This window comes from Treponema sp. JC4, from assembly GCF_000260795.1.
Taxonomy (GTDB): domain Bacteria; phylum Spirochaetota; class Spirochaetia; order Treponematales; family Treponemataceae; genus Treponema_D.
The window spans coordinates 68,255-93,957 of sequence record NZ_AJGU01000002.1 but is presented as its reverse complement, the minus strand read 5'-3'; the positions used below and the strand labels follow the sequence as shown (position 1 = coordinate 93,957).

15 protein-coding genes are annotated in these 25,703 nt (G+C 41.6%); 7 read left to right on the top strand and 8 right to left on the bottom strand.

All coding sequences use genetic code 11. The features are described 5' to 3' along the window. The first annotated feature begins 132 nt into the window (after positions 1-132). Positions 133-906, top strand: a complete 774-nt coding sequence (locus MSI_RS01635) for a PD-(D/E)XK nuclease family transposase (RefSeq protein WP_009102992.1) — start codon at positions 133-135, stop codon at positions 904-906. Positions 907-967: 61 nt separating this feature from the next. Here MSI_RS01635 and MSI_RS01630 read toward each other — a convergent pair whose 3' ends face one another. The 7 genes from MSI_RS01630 to MSI_RS01600 form a co-directional block, all read right to left on the bottom strand. After that, complete coding sequence (locus MSI_RS01630; RefSeq protein ID WP_009102989.1) at positions 968-5,239, bottom strand: leucine-rich repeat domain-containing protein; 4,272 nt, start codon at positions 5,237-5,239, stop codon at positions 968-970. Between the two features lie 401 nt (positions 5,240-5,640). Beyond that, entirely contained in the window at positions 5,641-7,071 is a 1,431-nt protein-coding gene (locus MSI_RS01625; protein WP_009102987.1) for a hypothetical protein, read from the bottom strand. A 21-nt stretch (positions 7,072-7,092) separates the two neighbouring features. Then, complete coding sequence (locus tag MSI_RS01620; protein ID WP_009102985.1) at positions 7,093-9,189, bottom strand: hypothetical protein; 2,097 nt, start codon at positions 9,187-9,189, stop codon at positions 7,093-7,095. A gap of 16 nt (positions 9,190-9,205) precedes the next feature. After that, positions 9,206-10,504, bottom strand: coding sequence for a hypothetical protein (locus MSI_RS01615; RefSeq protein ID WP_009102983.1), 1,299 nt, complete (start codon positions 10,502-10,504; stop codon positions 9,206-9,208). After that, positions 10,494-11,492 (bottom strand): hypothetical protein, encoded by a 999-nt coding sequence (locus tag MSI_RS14630; protein WP_009102981.1) that lies wholly within the window; start codon positions 11,490-11,492, stop codon positions 10,494-10,496. The genes MSI_RS01615 and MSI_RS14630 overlap by 11 nt, the downstream gene beginning before the upstream one ends. 4 nt (positions 11,493-11,496) lie before the next feature. Beyond that, positions 11,497-13,275 carry a FecR domain-containing protein gene (locus MSI_RS01605; protein WP_009102979.1) on the bottom strand — a complete coding sequence of 593 codons (1,779 nt, stop codon included), beginning with the start codon at positions 13,273-13,275 and terminating at the stop codon, positions 11,497-11,499. After that, on the bottom strand, positions 13,241-15,397 hold the full coding sequence (locus MSI_RS01600) for an adenylate/guanylate cyclase domain-containing protein (protein ID WP_009102976.1): 2,157 nt from the start codon (positions 15,395-15,397) through the stop codon (positions 13,241-13,243). Before MSI_RS01600 ends, MSI_RS01605 begins: the two co-directional genes overlap by 35 nt. Positions 15,398-15,563: 166 nt before the next feature. On the opposite strand from MSI_RS01600, the gene MSI_RS01595 reads away from it, so the two are divergent. The 6 genes from MSI_RS01595 (at position 15,564) to MSI_RS01570 (ending at position 23,990) form a co-directional block, all read left to right on the top strand. Next, positions 15,564-16,172, top strand: coding sequence for a nucleotide exchange factor GrpE (locus MSI_RS01595; protein ID WP_009102975.1), 609 nt, complete (start codon positions 15,564-15,566; stop codon positions 16,170-16,172). Positions 16,173-16,303: 131 nt separating this feature from the next. Further along, positions 16,304-18,268: a molecular chaperone DnaK gene (gene dnaK / locus MSI_RS01590; protein ID WP_009102973.1), complete on the top strand. Its 1,965-nt coding sequence runs from the start codon at positions 16,304-16,306 to the stop codon at positions 18,266-18,268. A gap of 21 nt (positions 18,269-18,289) precedes the next feature. After that, the gene (gene dnaJ / locus MSI_RS01585; RefSeq protein WP_009102971.1) at positions 18,290-19,429 is read left to right on the top strand and encodes a molecular chaperone DnaJ; all 1,140 of its coding nucleotides are present in this window, start codon (positions 18,290-18,292) and stop codon (positions 19,427-19,429) included. 177 nt (positions 19,430-19,606) lie between these two features. Then, the gene (locus MSI_RS01580) at positions 19,607-21,001 is read left to right on the top strand and encodes a PP2C family protein-serine/threonine phosphatase (RefSeq protein ID WP_009102969.1); all 1,395 of its coding nucleotides are present in this window, start codon (positions 19,607-19,609) and stop codon (positions 20,999-21,001) included. A 1-nt stretch (position 21,002) separates the two neighbouring features. Beyond that, positions 21,003-23,648 (top strand): PP2C family protein-serine/threonine phosphatase, encoded by a 2,646-nt coding sequence (locus tag MSI_RS13735; protein WP_009102967.1) that lies wholly within the window; start codon positions 21,003-21,005, stop codon positions 23,646-23,648. A gap of 15 nt (positions 23,649-23,663) precedes the next feature. Beyond that, a complete protein-coding gene (locus MSI_RS01570) occupies positions 23,664-23,990 on the top strand; it encodes an STAS domain-containing protein (protein WP_009102965.1) in 327 nt (108 codons plus the stop codon). A gap of 45 nt (positions 23,991-24,035) precedes the next feature. Here the strand turns inward: MSI_RS01570 and MSI_RS01565 are convergent, their stop codons facing one another. After that, positions 24,036-25,649 (bottom strand): bifunctional UDP-sugar hydrolase/5'-nucleotidase, encoded by a 1,614-nt coding sequence (locus tag MSI_RS01565; RefSeq protein ID WP_039923932.1) that lies wholly within the window; start codon positions 25,647-25,649, stop codon positions 24,036-24,038. Between the last annotated feature and the right edge of the window lie 54 nt (positions 25,650-25,703).

The following is a 25,703-nucleotide window of genomic DNA, read 5'->3' as shown; positions in this document are numbered from 1 at the left end:
TCTATTTCCGAATTTTGAAAGTCTGCGACTATATTATAGTGGAGGCAGAAAAATGCAAGAGACAGTTTTGATAATATCAACCCGGCGGTGCTGGAACGGGTTAGGAATTTACGACTTATCGATGATGAACTTATGACAGTGGTTTTCAGCGGAGATAAAAAGGCAACGGAATTACTCATTCGGATTTTGCTTAATCGAAATGACCTTACGGTTACAAAATCAATGACACAGGTTGAAAAACATAATCTGTTTGGTCGCTCGGTAAAGCTGGATGTTGTAGCAGAGGATATCTTTAAAACGGAATATAACATTGAAATTCAGAGGGCAGATGAAGGTGCCGATCCTCGAAGAATACGTTATCATCAGGCAATGCTAGACAGTCATACGCTCAAAAGTAACCAGAAATTCAAAGATTTACCGAATCTTTATATCATATTCATTCTGGAGCATGATATGTTTGAAACAGGCCAGGCCGTTTATCATGTAAACAAAACTCTTGATATCAAAGATGAAGAAGGCAACAATTTGCCATTTGATGACGGCTGTAATATAATGTACATCAACGGCGATTACCGGGGTGATAATTCTCTTGGCAAACTAATGCACGATTTTTCAACACCTAACGCCGATGAAATGTATTTTGATGAACTTGCTTCTAAAGTAAAGTTTCATAAGCAGGATGAACAGGGAGTACAAATGGCAAGTAAAATAGTAGAAGAATATGGCGATATCCGTGCTGCTGAGGCATTGAAGCAGGGAATACAGCAAGGCGAAGAAAAGAAAGCTATTGAAGCTGCAACAAACCTGATAAAATTGAAAGTTCTTTCAGCAGAACAAATTGCACAGGCAGAAGGACTTCCTCTTGAAAAAGTTCTGGAACTTCAAAAGCAGATTATGGTTGAATAAACATGGCAAACCCGGCCACTGATTGTGGTCGGGTATTTTTTCGTCTAATGCAATAAGATTTTTATTCTTCAATAATTCTGTCTGCAAGCCCACTGCCGGCAAATCTATTATATTGCGAGTTTGTAAAGTTTGAAGAACTTGTATAATTTGATTTACTGCCAGCAGGAACATAGAATTTGAGTTTACTGCTACAACCAGCAAATTCTGCTATATTATTTCCTCTACTAAGCACAGGTGGTTCTACACTTAAAAAATGCACTTCTTTAAGATTGTCACATGTGCTGAAGCTATTAATGCCAATTTTTGTAATCTTATCTGAAAGTATTACTTTTTCCAGAGTTTTGACATATTCGAAGCAATAAGATGGAAATGTTGTATCTTGAAGACCTGAGAAGTCAGCCTCTTTAAGATTTTTTGCATTATAAAACGGCTGAGATGAAACATGTTGTATATGAGAAAGCCCATTTAATTTGGAGAAATTAGCCATATTAAATGCATTGCTTCCTAATGAAGTTACGGAGTCCGGTATAGTAAATTCATCATCCGGTTTGTTTTTTGGATAAAGAATAAGTTGAGTCATATCTTTGGTATAAATAACACCATCAACCGTACGGTATTTACTGTTTTCTTCGCTTATAATGAATGCTTCAATATCCTCTCCTGCATCATGAGCAACATCTTCCCGGGAAAAACTTGTAAGAGAAGTAGGAAGAATAATTGATTTAATTCCATGTCTTGTGGCCAGTGATACACTTGTTACAGAAAGGTCTGATAAATCAAGATTCACTTTGAATGTGTTGTCTTTGGAATATCTAGTTTTGATTGCGTTTACCAAACCATCAATATTTGAGTCTACAATTTTTATTGTATTTTCCCCGCTCATACCTGCAATTAGAGTTATAGCTTCTGAAGTAGTGTAAGAAATCATTTCTACAATCTTTACCTCAAAACCTGCACTGTAAGTTTTGCCGTTATAAATGGCTGTCAGGCTTACTGTATATGCTCCAAGAGGCAGGGCATCACCCAGAGTGAGAGTATTTGTATCGGTCGTATAATAGCTTGTGCTTCCAGATTCTTCCGGAACCGGGTCGCCGTGGTAAGATACTGAATATGTAAGAGAAACTTTGCCTTCGCCAGTTCCGATTGGGAGGGTTACCTGCTGGCCTTCTGAATTTACACCTTTTGCGGTAAAGGTAATAACTTTAGAGGCTGTATCTTTTGCAAATTTTGTCTTATCCGCGCTGATTGTAATATCTTCATAAATCGGTTCGATTGTGATATTTCCGCCGCTGGCTGCAAGAACGGCTTGGCCTGCTGATGTACCGCTTCCCCATGCTACATTCCACTTATCGCCGGTAAAGTAAGTGCCTGGGGCTACGCCTGAATTATATTTTTCGTAATCCAAAGTAAAGGCTACAGTGCTTGTAAGGCTTGGCTCATCTGCTGTTGAAATTCCGATTTGTGCCTTTTTGCTACCATTTGTAAGTGCGCCTGTAATATTTACTTTCTTTTCATGCGGCAGATAAAGGTTAGAATCTTTATTAGCAGAATCTGTATTTCCTGTAATTTCGACGTTTCCGCTCACATTTACTCCGTTTGGAGCATAAACTCCGCCACCATGACCAGAAGCCGTGTTACCGGTTACTTTAAGGTCATCTCCAAGGAATACAACTGCATTCTGTCCAATATTAATACCGCCGCCATTTTCAGCATAACCGCCTTTAATTGTAAGGTTCTGGATATCTGCAGCCTGTGTTGATGAAAGTGCAATTGTAAGAGCCGAAGCAAGATGATCTTCTGCATTTGCATTGATTATATCACTTGTATTTCCGCTCGCTCCCTTCAAGGTAATATATGCAGCATTTACTCCAGCAGGAATTATCTGCTCGCCAGAAAGTTCACCGTCAACTAAAATTGTGTACATAACTGTTGAATCATTCATTACAGAGCATGCATGTTCAATTGTATCAAAAGGAGCTGATTTTTCACCGGTGCCGTCAGCAGAGCCGTCAGCGGTGCAGACTTGATGATTGTTTCCCGCAACATAAATTGGAGCATCAAGAACAAGTTTTTTCTTATTATCGGAAAGATTTAATAACCAGTCATCTTTTATAAGGTTAAAGTAATCCTTATATGGCGTAAGGTCAGTTACATTTGTGCCGTCGGCCTGAGCAAGTAAAAGGCCGTGCTTACCTTTGACTCCAATGCCCATTTCGAAAGTTGATGATAATGCTCCACCAACTGTTATATAAGAATAAGAAGGAGTTGCTCCATCATCAGCATATCTGAGCCAGATATCATTTTTTCGATAGCCTTTATCACCTTTGAAACCGTAAGGAATTTTTGCAGAACCACTGATAACAACCTTTGAATTTGGTTCTATATCCAGTCCACCGCCACTGATAGGAGTTATTCCATCCGAATCCTTTTCTCTGGAGCAGGTATTATCATAAATTTCACCGCCGCTCATGAGGAAAACACTATTGGAACCAATACGAAGACCGCCACCTGCGTTTTTAGATTCATTATCATGAATTTTTGCAGAACCGCTCATTTCCATGTAGCTGTGGTCAACAGTAACTCCACCACCACCTACACCCCAGTTATAATCTTCGCTGGTTGATTTATTATTGCAAATCTCACCGCCCTTAAAATAAAATTTTACAGGACAGCTTTCCCCTTGATAACCAGCAACTGAGCCAACAAGAAGACCACCGCCCCAGTATTCAGTTTCGTTATGACTGATTTCGCCGCCGTTCATTGTAAGAATAGAGGCAGAATTTCCGCCAATCAACCAGATTCCGCCGCCGCGTCCGCAGGTTTTGTTATAGGAAACATAAGCTCCCTCTTCTATTGTGATTTTGCCATACATACTGGCAATTCCACCGCCACCTGAATCTGTATCAGAATCATTAGAACCGGCATAGTTTCTGCAAACTTTAGAACCTTTTTTCAGGATAAGAGTTCCGGCATCAACATAAATACCGCCGCCGGAAACTTCAGCCCTGTTTCCATAAGACTCAGAAGAAGCAAGTGTTTCTGTCTCATCACCTACAAGAGCTCCGCTGTCAAGAATTACATTTGCTTTATATGCAACAAAAATACCGCCGCCCTTACCAGGCTCTCCACTGCCTTCAGCTTTTCCACCTGTAATCTTAAGATTCTTTATGGTAAGGGGAACTTCAGTAGAAACTTGCAGAACTCTACCTTCTCCATTTCCGTCAAGAATATCCTCACTGTTTCCGGTAAAACCTTCTATTGTAATTGACTTTGCTTTTGTTGATGAAGAAATTGTAGTACAGCCTTTTACACTTCCGCCGATAAAGATTCTGTAATCTTCAGCTTTGTTATTATTCGTAATTGTATTTAATGCATCAGAAAGTGAAGCAAAGGGTGCATAAGGGCTTCCAGTTCTTGTCTGTCCGGCTGGAATATCTTTTCCTGTAAAATCTTTTTCGCTGACATAAAAAATCGTACGCTGATAGTTTTTTATAATTTCATCTGTAAGTACAAATTTGCCGCCTGAAATCGGGGAGTTTGAACTTCCATCGTCCTGCCAGGTGTTAGTCTCCATTCCTGCAAAAACATTGATTATCTGAGGAATTGAGTACAAAAGAAACTTATTTGTACCAGAAGTCTTGTAAAAATTTATTGTAATATTATATGTTCCGGCAGGAATGTCACTTCCAGTAATTGTGGCGCTTGTTCCGGTTACACTTACTTCTGGAGCCGGGCTTATCTCATCTCCGCCCAGCACAAGGCTTGTCCCCGAAGGAAGCGTCATGTCAAGTTTAATGCTGCCTTTTCCTTCTTTTACAGGTTTTAAAATAAAGTCATGGGTAAGAGCCGGGTTAGCACGGGCTGGTTTTACGTCTTCCCATATATCTTCCATAACGGTTATCTGCTGGCCATCGGTCAGAGTCTTTTTGAGGCTTGCAGTTACAGTATAAGTTCTGTTAATTGTCAGTCCTATTGTATATGTTTTTTCAGTCTGGTCGACACTACCTTTAATTTCTTCTGAAATGCCTTCCTGATTTGTATAAACCGCCTTTATGCAGTATTCAGTACCCTCCATATTTGAAGGAAGGGCTGAGCGGCCTGTTATTTCCTTTGAGTCAGTTTTTGTAAAAGCTTCCGGCACAGCCCCGTATATATCAAGATTACCGGTAAGCAGAACCGTTTCTGATCCGGAATAAGAAGCGTCTGAACCTGTATCATCAATTCCATTTGCACAGGAGAGCAGGGAAGTAAGCGCAAAAAAACAAGCCGTCATGCCGGCAATCAGCTTCCCTCTGTTTAAGCGTTTTCTAATTGTAAAATCCTTTTTAGTCATACTTACTCCAAAAGTATTTTTTTATATCAATTTATGGTCACTCAAAGTCCAGGGCGTGCTGCCCAAGCTTTGCTTGTTCAGCCGGCTGTTCCGTGGCTCGGTAACCCTCGGCGTCCTCGCTCATTTCATTCGCTGTGGTCGCTGCTTCGCACCACTTCATAGCCTCACTCGTAGAAACGTTACCGCTGTAGGAATAAATTCCTCACAGAGGGCACGGAGCACACGGAGGACAGCATTATTTCTAATTCTTCGGCGTAATAACTCTTGCCCTTCCGTTTTCGGTAATGTTGAAATAACTTTCTTTATTTGCAGTTACGTCAGTATTACCATATTGTATCCATAACCAATTGATGTAGCTGAATATGCTGCGCCATTCCCCGAATTATCTTTTATACTTGTTGTTATGGAATTGATTCCATTGGATCGACCATACATTTTATTGTATAGACTGCATCGTGAAGAAGCCCCTTGTAATTTGCAGTAATTTTCAGAATGTAAATATCCTGAAAGGCCAGGGCAGGTATTGTCAGACTATATTTTAATGTTCCTTCTGATGTATCGGCTGTAAGGTCAATGCTGGAAATTACAGACACTGAATCATTCCATAGACTTGCTGACAGTTCTATTTCATTTTCATCTGTCAGAGAAATACTGCTGTCGTTTTTTTTGATTGCAGGCCTTATGACAAAGTTTGCGGTCTGGTTGGGCTTAATTTTGCCGGCAGCAGAACCATCCTGCTTTTTTAAATCAAAAGTCAATAGGTAGTCTGTTGCCTTATTGATTGTTCCCCCTGCGTTAATAAGCCATTTTGCATAGAGTGTCTGGTCAGAAAGATTTTCACTAACCTTAATTTTTTGAGTATACAGAGGGTCTGTCGGATTAGCATCTGCTGCAAGAGCTCCCGAGGTGTCATAAAGAGGAACTAAAGTGCCGTCTGCAAGGCTTTCGCTGGTGTACCAGCCGGAAAAGGTCATATTGGTGTTTGAAAGGCGGGGCAGGGTAATATAGCCCTCTGAACCTGCACTTTCTGTGTATTTTCGGCTGAATTTTAAAATCATTTTTCCGCCGGCCGCAATGCTGTCGTCAGCAAAATCATAACCTTCGTAATCAATTGAATAAACGTCATTCAGATTAAAATTATCAACGACAGCCTTTGTTGTAACTCCTCTTTTTATGCGGAAAATGCTTTTGTAAGTATTTAGAAATTCAGAATTTGAGCCGTATGAATCAACATTTTTTGCCCGGAATTGAATTTCAATTATATGGGTGCCTTCATTATATGCATTTTTTATATTTAAGCTGCCGGCTTCCTGGCTGAAAGAAGCCAGAGGCAAATTATCAATTAAAACAGAGGCTTCGTATTCAAGGCCCGCTCTTCCAGTATAATTGATGGTAAAATCAAGTTCTCCATTTGTATCTGCAGATTCCAGGGTAAAAGTAAGCGGATTTTCGCTGTTTTCCTGAATTGTTTTTGTTGTGCTTCCGCTGTAGCTGGCTCCACTTACATCTGCTGTAAGGGTAAAAGTCCACTCGCCGGTAGTAATTTCTATATTTTTTGCGTTCATAAGGGCGAGGGTGTCTGCACTTGCAAGCCTTTCTTCTTCCTGACCCGAAAGGCTTCCTTTTAGAACAAGCTTTGTAATTTCTATGGCAGGAAGAAGTGTTCTTGAAGAAGAGTCTTTATTTTCTACATCTACTGTAATCCAGGCTTTTTTGGAAGCTGTTTTTGAAGCAGAAGAAGAACCTTCGCCGTCTATAAGATTTGAGCAGGAAACTAGGGATGCTGCAAAACAAAGAGAAAGAATTGCTGTAAGTTTTGATAATTTCTTCATTCTATTTCCTCCATTTCCTATTTATTTAATTTCGATTTGTGCATGGTAAGAATAAGTTTCACCATCTTTTGCGGCTTCAATATAAAGGTCGTAAATACCTTTAAGCCAGCTGCTTGTATCAATAGAAACAAGGCTGTCGCCTGCTGGGATCAGGCTGTTTCCGTCCAGCGTGCAGCCTGTAATCTGACCTTCTTCCAGCGTGAATGTAAGTATAGAGCCGCTTACAGTCTTTGATACCTTAATATCACTTTCCTGTGTGATTACGCTTATAGAAATGTTGCGTTTTGCAGTTTCAATCAAGGTTCCGTCGGCTTTTATACTCCATTCAGTATCATCATTATTCGGTTCTTTTGTAACAGCAATCTTTGCGTAGTTGTCTGCTAGGTAATCGCTGTCTGCAAGAACTTTTGCACCGTTTGTGTAGCTGGCCGGTGTAAGAGTTACGGCTTTGTCATTTGTCAAATCGCCTGTAATCGTTAGAGTTCCGCTTTCTTCCAGTATTGCTTCAGAAATTTTTGCATTTCCTTCTATATAAATAGTAGCGCCGCTCTGAACTGTGGCTGTTTCTACCACAGCATTTTCTGTAAGCGTGAAGTTATTTGCGCTGCCAGCTGTAAGGTGACCGACTGTAATTTCTGTAAACTTAACTGGAATTTCACTTGTAAGGCTAAGGTCATTAATCTTATCGCTTGTGACAGAAGTAGCACCTGTAATTACAAGGCCTGCCGCAGCAATTGTAGCTGTGTTTGTCTCGCCTGTAATCTCTCCGCCGATTACCAGTGTATATTCTACGCTGTCATCATTTCGCTTGTTGATATCAGAAATAGCCTTTCCGATGCTTGCGTATGGAGTTGCGTCAGTTCCGTCAGATTCATCATCGTTATCACTTGCGCCTTCTCCTCCAACAAAGATATAAGAATCAACTACGCGGATATAGCGCTTTGTAACAGATGATTTTTCGTAATTTGTTTTTGTTGCGTAAGTTTCAAGGTACCAGCTGCCAACTGTAAGCTGAACTTTTTCTTCTCCGCTGAAGGTTCCGCTCTTTTCAAGTCTTGCAACCTTTGGAGTTCCTTTATAAAGGGCATAATGAACTTCAAGACCTTCAGCTGCAACTTTGTTTCCTTTATTATCCTGGTCTGGGGCTGTAATAGTAACTTCTGAATATTCTTTTCCGCTCAGCTTTGGAAGTGTTCTTGGCATGTATTCCTTTGTTTCGCTGTTGTAGCTTGATTCAACAGCTTTTCCTGCAGGATTTGTAACAGAAGGAGTATTAAGCTTTGAAATTTCTGTACTTGCTATTGTTTCTGTTGTAAGGCCTGCGGCATCACTCAGTATAATAGAATATTCTTTAGTACCATTAGTAAAAGGATCGCTTGTAGAAAAATAAACCGAGCGGTCTGAATAAGAAAAACTCTTGCTGCCGATTTCTGTATATTTTTTTTCTGTAGTAGAAAATGCTTCGTCCGTAAAAGTAAAGCTTCCGTCCTGGCTGATTTCCAGCGGGAAAGCATTTCCGTTTACAATAATCTGGCTTAAATCCTTGTGGCGCAGGGCAAGTTCAGCCTGAGAAGGCATATCAAAGGCAATTACAAAGGTTTCGTTATTGTTGTTGAGGATTGTTGCGTTGTTTAAAAGCGGCGGTTTTGTATTACTGTAAAGGCTGAAGGAATAGTCGGCAAAAGTTCGGCCGCTCATTGGTTCAAGAAGACTGATTGTAGGAGAAATATTTTTGCCTTCATCACAGTCCGCAAGAAAACTCTGAGGAAGAACAAGTGTAATAGTTGATTTATCTGTCTGGGAAATTGTTACTTCGCTTATATCAATTCCTTCGTCTTCTAATGAAGAAAAAGCAAGTGAAGGAGTCAGAGTGTACATCTGAGGGTTTCGTAAATAAAGCTCGACGGTACATTCTTCATCTGAACTGATGCAGAGGCGGCTTGAAGAGTCTCTGTAAGATTCTACAGAAAGCTGATGTTCTTCAATGGCTGCGGTGTTTGTGTAGGTTTCGAAAAATTCCTTTACCGGCTCGTTAAAGCTTGGTTCAAAAAGAGTTTCAAAGTTGCATGAGCTAAAGAGGAGGGCTGTTAATAATGATAAAGGTTTTACTATCTTCATATATATCTCTCTTCTCCTAGAACTGCCAGCCTATTCCGGCAGACGGCATTAGCATTCCCAAAGTAATATCTTTGTTTTGTGTGTATACGTAATCGCAGGCAAGCTCAAAATAAAGGCGCTTAACCGCTTTTACAGGATAGAACTGAATTGCCCCGCCGGCATCAAAAGAAAGGCTGAGGGTGTTCAGGGCGTCTGAATCGATGTTATGAGGGAAGTGGTAAACAATGTTGTTGAAGTAGGTAAAGCCGGCTCCCCCGTGAACTTCAAAGAAGAAGCGGCGGCGTTTTCCAACCGGCAGCTGGTAGATGAACAAAAGATGTGCAGTTCCCAGGTTTCCGTCTATTGTGTAGCCTTCCTGCTCATTAATCAGTCTTGAATAAGAGCCGCGAAGTCCTATTCCCATATAACCCCAGTTATGCTTAAAAGGTAAAATGCTCATTCTTGCCTGGCCGCTTAAAGGGTAAAACTTTGTTCCAAAGAATTCGCTGAAGGTTCCGTCGTGAAGTTCAATCGGGAAAACATAGCCTGCTTCAATATCAAAGTCCATCCATTTTTTGAACTTAATGCTGAATTCGCTGGAAGAATGTTCTTCTGAGTGAAGTCCGCTGGCGTCTTTGGCAATAAGATGATACTTACCAACGTCCAGCTTTTTCATGTCAAACTGCAGGGTAACCTTTCGGTTTCTGTCATCATGCTGAATTATGCTTTCCGGGGCAATGCTGCGCTTTTTATTTTCAAGCGCATAATCTGTTGCCATGATATCCGGAATGGGATGGCGTTTTTCCGGCAAGTTAAAGAGGTTACGGCCTTCAACTTCAATTACGCCGTTATTATCCATATCATCAAGATAAATTGTAGAGCGCATATAAAGAGGGTAGGTAACGCCGCGAACTTCCGGTTTGTATGCCTGACGAACAAGGAATTCATCCCTAGAAGTCATCTGGTTTTCCAGGATTCCAAGAATGTTATAAACCTGAATTGTTGAACGGTATTTTCCCGGTGGAAGGGTAGGTTCAATATAAATAAGGCAGGCTTCAGTTTCTTCCTCATTTGTTTCGTGCTCAAAATAAGTTTCCCAGCGGTTAGAAAGCATGTTGAACTGCTCTATTTTAATGGCATATTTCAGAACGTCTCCCGCGCTTTCCCAGCTGAAAGGCTGACGAATCTGGTTAGCCTCTGCTGTTGCGTCCTGGGCATTTTCTGTAAGCTGGGCAGGAAGTTCAATAACCTTAGGCTTTTTCTTTTTTGCGTAAAGAGGATTTGCGCTAAGGGCTGTTATAATCGCAAGAGGAAAGAGGAGTTTTCTACTGTCCATAGTATTCTCCTGTCTTCTTGCGTTTACCGCCGCTAGTATTTAAAGTAAAGTCAATTTCAAATTCGCCGTTTGAAGTAAGACCGTCGTGAAGAATTTCGTTTGTATCCGGGTTAAGACTTACAGCCTTTACAGACCATTTGAACTTTCCTTTTGAAAGCAAAGCCAGCTGGTCAAAGTGATAGGTCTGACTTTCTCCGTCAGGGACAATTCCTCTGTGCAGCCTTTTACTTTTTTGATCAAAAACTTCTATTATATAGGCCTGTGCGCGTTTTACTTTATTCCATTCAAAGTCGATGTAAGGCTTTTCGCGCAGGTATTTTGCATCAAAGTAGGCGCCGTCTACTGTGTGGGCAGAAGCCGGTGCATCATATGGCGGAATTTCTTTTACAGTAAAGTAATAAGGGCTTGCCGCAGAAATATCCAGTTCATCCTGAGTAAGGGCATTTACTGTCCATTCGTAGGTTCCGGAAGAAAGCGGCTGCATTTTCTGTGAAGTGCTTTTCTGAATATAAAGCTTTTCGCCCGCTTCAATTCCGCTGACCTTTTTAAGAGTCAACTCTGCAGACTTAAAGGCTTCGCTTGAGGCCCATCTGAGTACAGGAGGTTTTTCAATTGCGTCCCAACCGTCAATCTCTGCTCCGTTTTTAGGGTAAAGGAGAGTTACCGGACGGATTTTCCTTAAGCGGAATTCAGCTTCTGCAAGTTTACCGCTTCGGCGGGAAGCAAGTTCCGTTTCGTTTGTGTAGGCGCGGACATCCCAGCGGTAATAGCCTTCTTCAAGATTTTCCATGCTCATAGAAAATTCCGGCTCAGAAATAAAGTTTTCGTCTGCCAGGGCTTCGTCGCTTCCAGCCTTGAAAAGTCTCAGGCGGTAGTAATCTGCGCCTTCAACTTCTTCCCACTTAAAGGTGTAATCCTGAGCCGGGCGGACAATGGCGCGCTTCTGCACTGTAGGTTCGACAGGGACTGGTGCTTCAATTTCGCCCACAACTTCAAGTTTTTTTTGCAGAAGATGTGTGGCTAAAGGTTCCGTTATCTGCCTTAATTCGCCACCAGTAAGTGCCCTCGTCCAGTTTTATGCCGTTGAAGGTGGTGTTTGGAGTATTTGCCTCGTAAACTATTCTGTTAAAATCCTGGTCGCTTGAAATCTGAATGCTCTGGCTGAAGTCTATGTTTGTTTTCCAGGTAAAGCGGGTATCTGTCAAAAGCGGTGCCCAGATTTTGTAGCCTTCCGGAGGGAAGAGGGTTCTCTGTTCAATGTCGCCATTAACTGCATAGAAAGAACGTGGCTCAGAGCGGGCAGATTCGTTTCCTTCGCTGTCTATCTGGCTTACTGCCCAGTAGTAATAGCCGTCTTTAAGTTTTCCAACCTCGCCCCGGTTCAAAGTGATATAGTTTTCGCTTGTCTGGCGTTCAATAAGTGGAGAGCGCAGGTCTTCGTTTGCAGAAACAATAATCTTATAAGAGCTGGCTTCTGCTTCCATCTGCCATGAAAGAGAAATCTTGCTGCGTTTTTTGTTGATGTAGTCGCGGTCTGCCGGTGCCAGAAGCTCCGGTGCGGTAAGCTGTCCCTGCTGGTTAATATGGAAGCGGCTTACTGCAGAAGGATTTGCAAGTCCTGTGCGGTTTACAACGTAGTAAGGAGTAACCTGCCAGTAATAATGGCCTTCCGGAAGTGTTGAAATAATAATTGAAGAGCTTGAAGAGCGCTGTTCAATAAGCGGATTTTCCATCTGAGGGTTATTTGCAATTGCAAAGTTGTAGGCGGTTGCTGTATCAGATTCTGTCCAGATAAAGCGGATAGATGGAGTCTTTGTTCTATACTGATATGAATATTCTGCTGCCGGGGTCAGAAGCTGTGGTTTAAGCGCCTGAATAATCTGAATTTTTCCTGATGATGATTCGGCTGACGCCGCCGGGGGATTATCTACACTGGCAAGCTTCCAGTAAAAGTTACCCTTTGGAAGATTTACTGTAGCACGTTTCAGATTTTCAAGAGTAAGAGTCTGAACCTTATGTCTAAAGTCCTTGTCTGTAGAAATTACAAGCTCCAGTTTTTCTTCATTATCCTGATCTCCAAAATTCCATTCAAAATCAACAGGGCATTCTTCTTCCGAGTGGTAAAGAATTTTCTGGTTTGGAATTGGGCTTGTTACGCTGAGTTTTGCCTTTGTTTCGCCGCTTTCTGAAACCGCAAGGCTGCTTCCGGCCTGAAGTTCCTTTCCGTCCGACAGCTGGGCAGAACCCTTCTGAACGGTAAGGTTTACGTCGCTTGCTTTTTCTTCCTTGCTGGCAGAAATCTTAGTTCCCGCTTCTACGTTTACGCTTACGTTAGCCGCTGTAAGGGTAAGTCCTGTGCTTTCAGAGGAATCTACGGTTGCAGTACCGCTTTCCATATCTGCCGCAAGACTTCCGTCTGTGTGGCGGAATACCTGAGCCATTGTATTTTCTGACAAATCAAGAACGGTTCCGTCGTCAAACCAGATGGTTGCTTCGGAAAGATCTGCTGTATGAATTGTATCGCCGTTATAAACCGGAGAGTTCTGTCGCAGGCGGTCCCATACTACACGTTCAAGGAACTTTCTCTGTGCCGTCTTGTACTTAAAGGTAATGGTTGCAATCGGCTCTTCGTTCATTTTTGAAAGAGCGCGGAAAAAACTTTTATAAAAAAGTTCAGCGTTTACAAATGCACATAAAAGGCAGACAGATACCGAAATCCAGAATGGTACGGCTAAATCATTTTTTAACTTGAATTTTGTTTTCTTCTTCATTTAAGTTAACCGTTTCAAATTCTGGAATAGGGATGCCAAGCAGATTGCGGACTTCGTTCAAGGTTTTTGGACCTGTCGGACCTACGCAGCGGGCGCAGTCTGAATCAAGGGAAAAACTTTCATCTGCTGATTTAAAAAATGCTTCTATGTCAAAGCGCGGCATGTTTACAACGCCGTAAAAATGCTGGGCGCCTTTTCCTTTTACTTCAAATTCTACAGGAATCATTTCTACAACGATTTCGTATTTTTCTGTTTCTGATGGAAGCTGGAAATTGTTTTCTTCGCAGCGGATATATTCTTTTTTAAGAAGGTCGTAGGTGTCCTGGGTAATAAGAATGTCTGTTCCACAAGGCTTGTTTGAACTTTCAGTTCGGCTTGCAAAGTTTACGCTGTCTCCAATGGCGGTATATTCCATTTTTCCATTGTTAGCTTCACTTCCCATCATACCGCAGGTTGCACGACCAGTATTGATACCGCAGCCAATTCTGATGTGAGGCTTGTAAGGAGCTTTTTCTTCGTTTTCGTGTTCTTTTGTAAAGGCTTCTGCTGCCTTGTTGTATTCCATAAGGGCATAGCGCATAGCGATTGTTCCGCGGATTGCGTTTACTGCATCTTCCTTTACGTGCTTTTCGTGCTTTGCGCAGAGTTCTGCCTTTTTACTGTCGGAATCTGGCAGCTGTTCGTAGCTTAAATCATCATCGCGGAGAATTCCCCAAACTGCCATGATGGCATCGCCTTCAAACTTATCAATAACACCGCCGGAAATTGTAACGCAGTTTACCATGCGGCCCATGTAGTCGTTCAAAAATCCGATAATCTGGCGAGGGCTGTCTTCTCCAAAGCGGTTTTTAAATCCGTCTGAAATTGCTGTAAAGCCTCGGATATCGCTGAAGAAGATGCTTACGTCCTTAAGGTGAGGATTAAAATCTATTTCCTTTCTGGCAATTGCCTTTGCAACTCCCTGGTTTGTAAAGCGGGCAAAAATATTAAGGAACTCCTGTTCATCTTTTGTACTCTGGTTCAAAACACCAATTTCATCTGCGCGTTTTGTATTTAGCATGCCGATAAGGGGAGTATTAAAGTTACCCTTCTGGATTTCTTCTGCAGAGGCTGTAAGACGGCGGAGAGGTCGTGAGATTGCAAAGCGGCTGAAAGTCAGAATGAATACAACCGAAATAAAGAAAACAATTCCCATAAGATAGAGGTTGTTTTTGCGGGTAGTACGTACGCCTTCAAGAATTGTGTCCAGTGGAACGGTTGTCAGAACGCAGATATCTGCGATTGCTATTTTCTGATAGGCTCCGATAAATTTTTCTTTTTTGCCTTCTTCGTTTGTGCTTTCAAAAATAATCTGACGGCTTTCCTCGTTGTTCTGATTGTTTTCTCGCATCTGAGTTACAAGCGCGTGAGTTTTCATGCTCTGGCCTGTAAGAATACGTTCAGATTCAGAATGATAAAGAAGATCATCGCTGTCGTTAATCATAAAGGTTGAGTTTGTAGAGCCGGTTCCCAGAATGTCGGAAATGTTTTCCAGACTGAAAAGGATGATGCAGCTCTGTTCAAGTCCGTTTTCGCGGTAGGGAAGAAGAAGTCCCATCATTTCGTGATTGAAAAATGGAGATGCGTTTATTGCAATTGTTTCTCCCACGCAGGAACGAAGGATGTTCTTGTTGTTCTGTGTAATAAAGCTGTCCGAAGTTGTAAGGTCAATTTCGTTAGAAGTATAAAAACGGGTGTTCTTAATTCTTGTATGAGTAATTAAGCTGTTACGGCCAGAGCTTTTTGTAAGCAGAATGATTTCTGCAATATCCTGGTTACGTTCAAAAAAGAAGGCCTCTGCCTGTTTTGCCAGTGCCGAAGTTTTTCCGCTGCTTGCAACGTTAATCAAATCCAGCAGCTGAAGTACGTTTGAGCGTACTGAAGAAATCTCGTTCTGAACGGTTGAGGCTGAACGTGTGTTGATTGTAAGGTTATTTTCTTCTGCAGTAATGCGTACATCCTGAGAAACAAAGTAACTGTTAAGGAAGGTAACGCTGGAAAGGGAAACAAGTACAATAAAACCAATGATAATGGCGAGCTTTACGCCAATAGGGAAATTCTTTTTTTTACTCTCTTTTTTCATAGTTTTTGTAATTCTTTATTTTATTATAATTAGCTAATAATATAGTAAGAAAACATTAAATTCAATAAGCCTTATTTTTTGCAATTTTTTTTACGAATTTTATTGACGTTTAACTTATTAAATTAGTAATTTAACAAGTGATAAAACAGATACAGGACGTTTAGAAATGGCTGAAGAAAACCAGAACGAAGAAACTGAACAGAAAAAAGAAGCAGAAGCTCAGACAGAAAATACTGAGGCAAAAACTGCTGAAGGCGAAGCTGAAAATGCTTCTGCTGACGCTGCTCAGAAAGAAGAAAAGGAACTTACTCCTGAAGAAAAAATTGCGCAGCTTGAAAAAGAAAATGCTGACCTTAAAGACCAGCTTTTGCGCCGTGCGGCCGACTTTGATAACTACCGCAAGCGCATGATGAAAGAAAAGCAGGAAACATTTGACTATGCAAACGCTAATCTTCTTGGCGACCTGCTGGATTCTCTTGATAACTTTGACCGCACTCTTGAAGCTGGTGCAACTGCAAAAGATGTTAAATCTGTTGTAGACGGCATTAAGATGATTAACAAGGGTCTTGTTAAGATGCTTGAAGATAAATATGGTCTTGTAAGCTTTGGTAAGGAAGGCGATGAGTTCAATCCTGACGAGCACGAGGCTATTGGCAGAACTGAAGATGAAAAGGCAAAGAAGGAAACTTTGATGCAGGTTTATCTGAAGGGATATAAATTAAAGGAAAAAATTATCCGCCATGCTAAGGTAATGGTTAAGGTACCAAAGGCATAACGGGGCGTTGCGGGGGCTCCCGCTAGAAGGGGTAGCGTAAAACTTAAGCAGCTTTGCTGCGACGTTTGAAGCGAGGGGAAGGCTTTCCCCACCCTGAGCATATTAAAGTATATAATTAAGAGGTAATAAAAATGGGAAAGATTATCGGAATCGATTTAGGAACAACAAACTCTTGTGTTGCCGTAATGGAAAACGGTGAACCAGTTGTAATTCAGAACTCAGAAGGTGGACGTACAACTCCATCTATCGTAGGTTTTACTTCTAAGGGTGAACGCATTGTAGGTCTTCCTGCAAAGAACCAGATGGTTACAAACCCAAAGAACACTGTTTATTCTGTAAAACGTCTTATTGGTCACCGCTTTGCTGAACTTCAGGGCGAAGCTACAAAACTCCCTTACACAGTTGTTGATAACGGTGCAGACTGCCGTGTTGAAGTTGATGAAAACGGAGCTAAGAAAAGATATTCACCTCAGGAAATTTCTGCTTTCATTTTGCAGAAGATGAAGAAAACTGCAGAAGACTACCTTGGAACAGAAGTTACAGAAGCTGTTATTACAGTTCCTGCTTACTTCAACGATGCTCAGCGTCAGGCTACAAAGGATGCAGGTAAAATCGCTGGTCTTGATGTAAAACGTATCATCAACGAACCTACTGCTGCTTCTTTGGCTTTCGGTTTCAAACAGGATTCTGACAAAGAAAAGACAATCGCCGTTTACGACCTTGGTGGTGGTACATTCGATATTTCTATTCTTGAACTTGGTGACGGTGTATTTGAAGTAAAATCTACTAACGGTGATACACACCTTGGTGGTGATGACTGGGACCGCGCTATCATCAACTGGCTTGTTGATGAATTCAAGAAGGATACAGGAATTGACCTTTCTAAAGATCCTATGGCTATGCAGCGTCTCCGCGAAGCTGCTGAAAATGCAAAAATCAGCTTGTCTAACCAGACAACTACAGATATCAACCTTCCGTTCATCACTGCTGATGCAACAGGTCCAAAACACTTGCAGAAGTCTTTGAGCCGCGCTCAGTTTGAACAGATGACAGAAGACTTGTTCGAAAGAACTAAGGAACCTTGCCGCAAAGCTATGGCTGATGCAGGTATTACAGCAGACAAAATTGATGAGGTTTTGCTTGTAGGTGGTTCTTCTCGTATGCCTAAAGTTCAGGAAATTGTAAAATCAATTTTCGGAAAAGAAGGTTCTAAAGGTGTAAACCCAGATGAAGCTGTTGCAGTTGGTGCAGCTATTCAGGGTGGTGTACTTGGTGGAGACGTAAAAGACGTTCTTCTTCTTGATGTAACTCCTCTTTCTCTTGGTATTGAAACAATGGGTGGAGTTATGACAAAACTTATTCCACGTAACACTACAATTCCTACAAAGAAGAGCCAGGTATTCTCTACAGCTGCTGACGGACAGACTGCAGTATCTATCCACGTACTCCAGGGTGAACGCGAAATGGCTGACCAGAACCGTACACTCGGACGCTTTGACCTGGTAGGTATTCCAGCAGCTCCACGTGGTGTTCCACAGATTGAAGTTACATTCGATATTGATGCTAACGGTATTGTTCACGTATCTGCTAAGGATTTGGGAACAGGAAAAGAACAGCACATCCAGATTACTTCTTCTTCAGGTTTGAGCGAAGACGAAATCAACAAGATGGTAAAAGATGCAGAAGCAAATGCAGCTGCAGATAAGGCTCGCCGCGAAAGCGTTGATGCTAAAAACGAAGCAGACAGCTTGATTTACGCTACAGAAAAATCTGTAAAAGATCTTGGAGACAAGGTTGACGGAGCTGAAAAACAGAAGATTGATGACGCAATCGCAGCTCTCCGCCAGGCTTTGCAGAGCGACAATGTAGAAGATATCAAGGCTAAGACTGAAGCTTTGAAACAGGCTTCTTACAAGATTGCCGAAGAACTTTACAAACAGCAGGGCGCTGCCGGTGCCGCAGGTGCAGCCGGAGCTCAGCCAGGTCCTGATGCAGGAGCTGATGCAAATGCAGGCGACGCTGGTGCTTCTTCATCGTCAAGTGGCTTCAACAAAGGCAACGCTGATGACGTGGAATACGAGGTTAAGGATAATTAATAAGGCACTTAGGAAATAAAAATGGCAAAACGTGATTATTATGAAGTATTAGGCGTAGAAAAATCCGCAACTCAGGATGACATCAAAAAGGCATACCGCAAGCTGGCCGTAAAATATCATCCGGACAGAAATCCGGGCGATAAGGCTGCGGAAGAAAAATTCCGCGAGGCAACAGAAGCTTACGAAGTTCTTTCTGATGAAAAGAAGCGTCCAATCTATGATCAGTACGGTTTTGCCGGCCTTGACGGAATGGGTCAGGGCGGTGGTGGCGGATATTCTCACGCCTTCCACGATTTCAGCGACTTGTTCGGCGGAGCTGGCGGCGGCTTTGGAGATATTTTTGACAGTATCTTTGGAGGTGGTTTTGGCGGTGGACGTTCATCACGTTCACAGGGACCTGCTGCCGGTTCAAGCCTTCGCTACGATCTGAACATTCTATTTAAAGACGCTGTTTACGGAACAAGCGCTACAATTCACTTTAAGCACAACGAAGCCTGCGATGCTTGTCATGGAACTGGCGGTGCAGCCGGTTCAAGCAGAAAAACTTGTCCTACCTGTGGCGGTATGGGTCAGGTTCGCCAGGGTAACGGCTTCTTTACAATTCAGCAGCCATGTCCTACCTGCCGCGGAAAGGGTACAACAATCGATAAGCCTTGTCCAAAATGCCGCGGAACAGGTATTCAGGAAAAGAGCAAGGAAATGTCTCTTAAGATTCCTGCCGGAGTTGATAACGGAAAGCGCATTGTAATCCGCGGAATGGGTGACGTTGGCGAAAACGGCGGCCCTGCAGGCGACTTAGTAGTTGTATTGCACGTAGAACAGCATCCACTCTTTGAACGCGACGGTCAGGATTTGTACTGCGCTGTTCCTGTAACAATGGTTCAGGCCGCACTCGGCTGCGAAATTACAATTACAGGCCTTGACGGTAAGAAGATTACGATTAAGGTTCCGGACGGCACTGCAAATGGAAAACTCTTGCGCATTAAGGGCGAAGGTGTACCGGCAGGTTCTACAGGCCGTAAGGGAGACTTGTACGTAAAGATTATGGTGCAGATTCCAACAAAGCTTTCTGCAAAACAGAAGGATTTGCTTGCTCAGTATCTTGCGCTTGAAAATCCTCCAAAAGAACCTCAGCTGATGAAACTTTCCTCCTTAGAATAATGCGTGCGGTTAAAAAGGAAAGTCACCAACTTCCAGATGAAGTTAACCGCACTAACACATTTTTGCAAAGCAAAAATGTGAAGATGGATTGATTTTTCCAGCGTTTATAACATTAAATTTTTCTCCAAAAACGCCGATAATGTGATAAAATAGTTTAAACTATGCTAGAGGGCATTTATGTATCGAACCAGTAAAAAAATCATATTATCGGCCGTTTATTCACTTTCGGCTCTTATTTTTATCATTCTTTCAGTTCTGTTAACGCCGCTTACACTTTCTAATAATGCAAATATCTATATTTTTATTATTACTGCCATTCTTTTTCTTGCGGTAATTTTCTGTGCAAATAAGGCTCTTAAGTATCTTTTAAATTTTGCCCAGAAGCACACAATTGAAAGCGGAGAAACCAGACTCTTAAACGAGTTTATTGACCGCCTTCGTTTCAGTTATTCCCGCGATGACTTTGTAAATACTGTTTCTGACGTTCTTGAAAAAAAAGGCGACTGTTCTGTAATCGTAATTGACCGAGAAAAAAATTACGTTCTTTACAACAGCCCTAGCCGTATTTCAACTTCAGAATCTGTTCATAGAACAATTGACTTGAACTATCCTGCTACCTGGGAAGATGGTTTTTATTTCTTTGATAAAAACATTGGTGTTATTTCAAAAAGCTCTCATGCCCGCGGTTTCTTCCTCTGCTATCAGAAAAATCACGTTTTTGTATTCTGTAAATATACCCGTCTTTTCGATACAGATGTTTATGACCGCCTTTACGAGGAATATAAGCGTTTTATTTCCCGAACCCGCACAATTGGTACTCTGTCAGAAATTTCTGATACAACAAAGGAATGGGAACAGCTGGCAATTACCCAGCAGTCCTTCCTGCCTCAGCGTATTCCGAGCATTCCAAAATTAAAGATTGCTACTTATTACCGCCCTCTTGTAAACGTTTCAGGTGACTATTATTCAATTCTTCCTATTGATAAGAGCCGAACTCTTCTGATGCTGGGAGACGTTTCCGGAAAAGGTCTTCCTGCTGCCCTTATCATGGGTCTGGTAATGAACACAGTTCAGATTATTGAGGATAAAAACGACCTTGTCAGCGTAATTCATTCGGTTGATAAGGCTATTAAGGGAATGCATCTTCAGGATAAATATACTGTATTGTTCCTGGGAATTGTTGATACAGACCGCATGACAATCCGCTATATCAACGCTTCTATGTCTGACCCTATTATTCTTTCTCCATCTCCTAACGGTTACCGAATCAAGCCTCTTACTTCAAATGCTTCGCTTGTCGGAATTCTTGATATGGGTGATGTCAGCGTTGCGGAAAAACGCCTCTTCCGCGGTGATGTAATTCTTATGGCTACCGACGGTGTTTCGGAAGTTATGGATGAAAACGGCGTAGAACTTGGTGATACAGATATCTATAAGAAGACTCTTCAGATGGGTGCCGCAAAAGAGCCTCAGAAGATGGTTGATGATATCGTAGATTTGATTATGAAATATAACGGTGATAAAAAACTTCACGATGACGTTACAATGATGATTGCTAAGGTAGGTTATTAGTATGGTTTATATTCTACTTAATGTTTTCTTGTGTATTCAGCTTTTCTTTATTGCAAATATTGTTGATAAACGTATCCGTGATGAATCTTATGATGCATCGGGTATTTCTGTTTCCCTTTTGCTTTGTACTGTAGAAGCAATTCTCTTTACCATTATTCTTATCCTTAAGGATTTCTGGCTTGCAAAGTTTACAGACCAGCTCATGCGTCTTCTTTATACTCTTGATAACATCAGTATTATCATGCTTAGCTCAAGTCTGCTTGCCCTTACAAAACGTAAAGAGCCTGCCTATGCAAAAATCGTCCGTTACTTTTTTTATGTTTTTATTGCATATATAAGCTTTTTCAAGCTTACAGACATTGTTGTTCGTCTGGAAGATGGTATTCGTGTTACTTCACCTTATCTTTTTTCTCGCCCGGCTTCTGATTTCTTCCCTTTAACCTGGTGGAACCTTCAGTTTGCAATTTCTAAGGTTATTTTCCCGGTTTTCTGCTATCTTGGTCTTCTGGTTGCTGAAGAGGACGGAACTAACCAGCTTCATAAATACCGCTGTTCTGTAATTGGTGAAGGTCTTATCCTTATGTGGGCTGCATATCTTGCAATTCAGTTCCTTGCTGCCCGCTATCTTAAGATTACTCTTTTGTTCGGCTTCCCGCCGCTTATGCTCTTTGTCGTACTTTCAAGTGCCCTCAACAAAAAGAACGTTCCTTCTACCCGCGGTATTGTAATCGGTTTCTTTAAGATTCTTCTTACATATATTTTGCCTGCCGCTGTTGTTGGTGTCCTCTTTATTTTCATCCGTCCACACCGCTCTTACGGTGAACTTACATTCTTAATTCCTTTCCTTCTTGTTTCTGTTTTTGCAATCCTTATGTCTTTCAGAATCAGTAACAAGATGTCTTCTCTGGGACATATTTATACTTCTGACTACGAAAACTCTCTGGAAAGTGACCTTGCCGGAATTGACTATTCAGAAACTGAAATGGACCTTATTGCGGCAAAGGTATTCAACGGAATAAAAAAGAACGTAGAAAATACTTCAATGACCGTTTATATTTCCGACACAATGAACTCGCTTGGTATTGCCTATACTACTGCAAATGTCCGCAATACAATTCAGCTTTCGAATACACCGGTTCTTGAAAACCTTTTGAACATTAACAAAACGGTTGTTTCTTATGAGGAAGTTGAAGATAACCACTTCCTTTCTGATTTGAAAAAAGATATTTATGATTTGTTTGCCTACACAAAATCAGATGCCTTTATTATTCTTGCAGAAGGTCATACAATTTTTGGTCTTATCTGTCTTGGTAAAAAGGTGGGTGGTGACCACTTTACTGCCCGCGACTCTCTGATTTTCAGCCGCCTCTATTCATATTTCTTCGTATTTGGTTACTACATGCGTAACATTGCGAATAAGGATATCATGACGGTCGTAAACCGCGAAATCCGCATGTCTTCTCAGATTATTACTTCCATTCAGGAAAATATTGATAGCGTAAAGAACCCTAAACTTGACCTTGGTTACCTGATGGTTCCTGCTCACAACATTGGTGGTGAGTTTATTGATGTAATCCGTTTGACAGACAAGCGTTACCTCTTTGTAGTAGGTGACTTGAGTGGTAAGGGTATTGCGGCTTCTATGAACATGGTCATCCTTAAGTCCATCATCCGTTCTTACCTTGCAGAAACCCACAACTTTAAGCAGCTGGTTGTTAAGCTCAATGAGTTCGTTCGTAACAGTCTTCGTAAGGGTACAATTTTTGCCGGTCTCTTTATGATTGTTGATTTTGAAACTGACACAATGTACTACATCAACTGTGGTATTCCGGCTCTCTTCTCTTATACTCAGGTTTATAATAACGTTATTGAAATTCAGGGTTCCGGTCACGTTCTGGGATTCGTAAAAGATATTTCTCCATATATTTCGGTTAAATCTACAAAGCTTAACCGCGGTGATATTCTTCTTGCCTGTACAGACGGTCTTTTGCAGTCTCACTCACTTCGCGGTGAGCAGTTCGGTCGTGAGCGTGTTCAGCGCATGCTTATTGATAACTCAACTTATCCTGCTCAGCGAATGACCCAGTTTACTTTTGATGCTCTTACAAAGTTCATGCAGAAGGAAATGGAAGATGACGTCAGCATTTTGATTTTGAAGTACGAAACAGCAGCAAAATATGTTGATGAAGAAGCAGCTGCTAAGGCTGAGGCAGAAAAGGCTAGTCAGGAAGCTGAAGTAGCTTCTCAGACTGAGGCTGCTGCTTCAGAAGTGGCAGAAGCTGGGGAAAGTCAGGCTGCAGAGGGAAGTGGAGAAGCTGTTACAGCAGAAAGTGCTCCTGCTGAAGTGGTTGCTGAGGCATCGTCTGACGAAGCTCCTTCTTTCTTCCAGATTGATAATTCGCGCGAAATGTCTGAAGCTCAGTTTGAAGCAAAGCAGAAAAAACTTGATGCTCAGGTTGCAGAAAAGCAGACAGCAAAATTACCGGAAGATGTTTCTGACCAGCAGATTGATGTTGGGACAGATAATGCTCCTGCAGCAGAGCCGGATCAGCCTAAGATTGTTGTTCAGCATGATGCTCCGCCGGAAGGTTTTGATACATCAGAACTTGATGAACTTGATTCACTTTTAAGTGATATTGGACTTTAATGGAGGTAAGGGTAAATGGATCAGTTAGCTATTACAGAAAAAGACGGTGCAAACTATCACCTTTACATTCTTGAAGGTGCTTTGAATGCTTATACAATGGGTGAATTTCAGAATACTTTATATGAAGCTGTAATTTTTAAGAATATTGTTCTTGATATGTCTGAGCTTGTTGAACTGGATCCTTCAGGGGTTGGCTTTTTAATGGCTGCCTTTAACGATGCAGAAGAATACGGTCACAAATTATACTTTTTGTCTCTTTCAAACGAGGCGGAAAAGGCGCTGGCCGCCACGGGCTTTAAGAACGAGTTTCATCTTATAAACTCAATTACCGAAATAGGATAAGACAGAAAACCCGAAGTGCAAAAGTACTTCGGGTTTATTTTTTTGTTATTTAATTACAATTCTTTCCTGATTTTTGCGATAATCATCAGAAATTTTTCCACCTGTAAGTTTTACATATTCAGTAAGCAGGTCACAGTCAACCATTGGAGTAGCAGAAGTTACAAGTTTTGCGCCTTTGAAGAGGTGTCCGTCTCCGTGGTTTGCAATTACAAAGTCAGGGCCTGCAAGACGGTAGGTTTTATTTACGTCCAGAGGTTCTCCGTTTACATAAACATCGTGAACACGGTATTCTCCGTTTACCTTTCCTGTAAAGCAGGCTTTTTCATTAACTTCTACAGAACTTGGAATTGCCGTATTAATCTTATAGGTAATGCCGGAAACATGTAAAAATCCACCAAAGTTTTCTGGAACTTTTTTTGCACCGTATTCAAGTTCGTCAAGAAGAGCCTGTCCTGAAATTTCATAAAGGCAGATATAGTTTCCAAAAGGATGTACGCTGAGCATGTCATAAAGAGTTATATCCCCTTTGTCAATTCCGCCGCGAATACCGCCGCCGTTAATTATAGCGACATCTGCCTTGAAAATAGTCTTTCCTGCATCTGTAATAAAATCACCAAGTGGAAGCTCTCCGCTTCGGGTAAGCCATTTTTTATTTGCATCAAGAGCAGGAAGTTCATAATCAATGTAGCCTATTGTTTTATTTAGGCTTGCATGAATATCAGCCTTAATTGTATCAATTTCTGCAGCGATTCTGGCATCTTTGCTTTCGCCGTCTTTAGCCGGAACCTGAGAAACAAGTTCTGTAGTAATTTTTCCTTCTGTTGAAATTGTTACTTTACCGATGTTTGCAAGCTTTGTTCCACTCTGTGTGATTGGAACTGCTTTTCCGTCTTTATCGTCTGCCATAAGAAGAGGAGTAATTTCGTGGCTGTGGCCGTCAATCAAGGCATCTGCGCCAGAAATTCTTGCAATAAGGTTCATGGCATTCCAGTCAGAAACGGTAGTGTTTTCCCCAAGATGGGCAAGGAGAATTACAAAGTCTGCGCCCTTGCTGCGGGCTTCGTCAATTGCAGCCTGGGTAAGTTCAACCATTTTCTTACCGTCATTATCACCGCCAAAATCATAAATTGTATTTCCTTTTTTATCCTGGAAAGTTATCGGATTTGAGGCAACTAATGTTTCTGGTGTGCTAACACCAACGAAGGCAACTTTTGCATCTCCATAAGAGAAGATTTTATAAGCTGGGAAAATAGCCTTTCCTTTTTTGTTTAAGAAGTTGCAGGAAATGTAACCACATTTAAGTTTTTTTGACATTTTCATCAACTGTGGTATTCCGTAATCAAATTCGTGGTTACCAGGAATGGCAAGGTCATAACCTGTTTCGTTCATAAGGTCAACGATGTATTCGCCTTTTGAAAATGAACCGATTGTAGCGCCCTGAAGAGCGTCACCGGCATCTACAAGGGTAACGTAAGGGGTAAGTTCTTTCATTTCCTGCTTGTAGAGGGAAAGTCCTGCATAGCCGATGTTGTCATCAGCACCGCAGTGAACATCATTTGTGTACAAAATTACGATGTCTTTGTCGGGATTTGCCGCAAAAGCAGAAATCGTAAAAAAGACAGCCGCAAAAAGCGCTATCATAAACTTAGATTTTTTCATCTTTTTTCTTAACCTCCAGTTATTAATAATATTATTATACATAATTCAGGTTTC

What these genes read in the sequence shown, in the direction of transcription:
- MSI_RS01580 (WP_009102969.1), top strand. Translation starts at nt 19,607, where the DNA reads ATGTATCGAACCAGTAAAAAAATCATATTATCGGCCGTTTATTCACTT.
- MSI_RS01625 (WP_009102987.1), bottom strand. Translation starts at nt 7,071, where the DNA reads ATGAAGAAATTATCAAAACTTACAGCAATTCTTTCTCTTTGTTTTGCA.
- MSI_RS01620 (WP_009102985.1), bottom strand. Translation starts at nt 9,189, where the DNA reads ATGAAGATAGTAAAACCTTTATCATTATTAACAGCCCTCCTCTTTAGC.
- dnaK (WP_009102973.1), top strand. Translation starts at nt 16,304, where the DNA reads ATGGGAAAGATTATCGGAATCGATTTAGGAACAACAAACTCTTGTGTT.
- MSI_RS01635 (WP_009102992.1), top strand. Translation starts at nt 133, where the DNA reads ATGACAGTGGTTTTCAGCGGAGATAAAAAGGCAACGGAATTACTCATT.
- MSI_RS01595 (WP_009102975.1), top strand. Translation starts at nt 15,564, where the DNA reads ATGGCTGAAGAAAACCAGAACGAAGAAACTGAACAGAAAAAAGAAGCA.
- MSI_RS01615 (WP_009102983.1), bottom strand. Translation starts at nt 10,504, where the DNA reads ATGGACAGTAGAAAACTCCTCTTTCCTCTTGCGATTATAACAGCCCTT.
- MSI_RS01570 (WP_009102965.1), top strand. Translation starts at nt 23,664, where the DNA reads ATGGATCAGTTAGCTATTACAGAAAAAGACGGTGCAAACTATCACCTT.
- MSI_RS01605 (WP_009102979.1), bottom strand. Translation starts at nt 13,275, where the DNA reads ATGAAGAAGAAAACAAAATTCAAGTTAAAAAATGATTTAGCCGTACCA.
- MSI_RS01630 (WP_009102989.1), bottom strand. Translation starts at nt 5,239, where the DNA reads ATGACTAAAAAGGATTTTACAATTAGAAAACGCTTAAACAGAGGGAAG.
- dnaJ (WP_009102971.1), top strand. Translation starts at nt 18,290, where the DNA reads ATGGCAAAACGTGATTATTATGAAGTATTAGGCGTAGAAAAATCCGCA.
- MSI_RS01565 (WP_039923932.1), bottom strand. Translation starts at nt 25,649, where the DNA reads ATGAAAAAATCTAAGTTTATGATAGCGCTTTTTGCGGCTGTCTTTTTT.
- MSI_RS13735 (WP_009102967.1), top strand. Translation starts at nt 21,003, where the DNA reads ATGGTTTATATTCTACTTAATGTTTTCTTGTGTATTCAGCTTTTCTTT.
- MSI_RS01600 (WP_009102976.1), bottom strand. Translation starts at nt 15,397, where the DNA reads ATGAAAAAAGAGAGTAAAAAAAAGAATTTCCCTATTGGCGTAAAGCTC.